The 433-nt window shown below is 59.6% G+C and carries 1 protein-coding gene; it reads right to left on the bottom strand.

Annotation, left to right across the window (positions count from 1 at the left end; genetic code table 11):
- Nucleotides 1-59 precede the first annotated feature (59 nt).
- On the bottom strand, nt 60-433 hold a 374-nt coding region (locus EN804_RS34725), incomplete at its 5' end, for a DUF4432 family protein (protein ID WP_135922310.1).

Raw genomic sequence — 433 nt, 5'->3', positions numbered from 1 at the left:
ATGTTGGAGCCGACGACCCCGATTTTCTTACTCATGCCGATATTCCCTGCTTATCTGTTTTAAAGGGCGCTGATCCTGGCGCCGAACCGATCGGCGGCAGCGTGGTCGAGATAGCCCAGCCGTACCGGGAAGACCCTGCGTTCACCCGGCGATAGCCTCTGCACGTTATTCTTGGCCTTCTCCGCCAGATAGCCTTCCGGCTCGCAGGTGGATGGGAGGGCAAAAGCGGCAACCTGCGAATCCCCGCTGACCAGGATCCAACGCACTGTCTTGGGGAAGGCGGCGCTCGGATAGGAGATGGCAAAGCCATCGCCCTCACGTCGTTGCATCATCAGATGCGTCAGCCCCTCACCGTCCGCCGGCAGGCCGTTTATGTAGAACACCTGTTCGGGGTCGTAACGTTGTGGTTCGTTGAGCACTTCCATGGCCGAAG

This window comes from Mesorhizobium sp. M8A.F.Ca.ET.161.01.1.1, from assembly GCF_004792105.1.
Taxonomy (GTDB): domain Bacteria; phylum Pseudomonadota; class Alphaproteobacteria; order Rhizobiales; family Rhizobiaceae; genus Mesorhizobium.
This window is presented reverse-complemented; position numbering and strand designations above follow the sequence as displayed.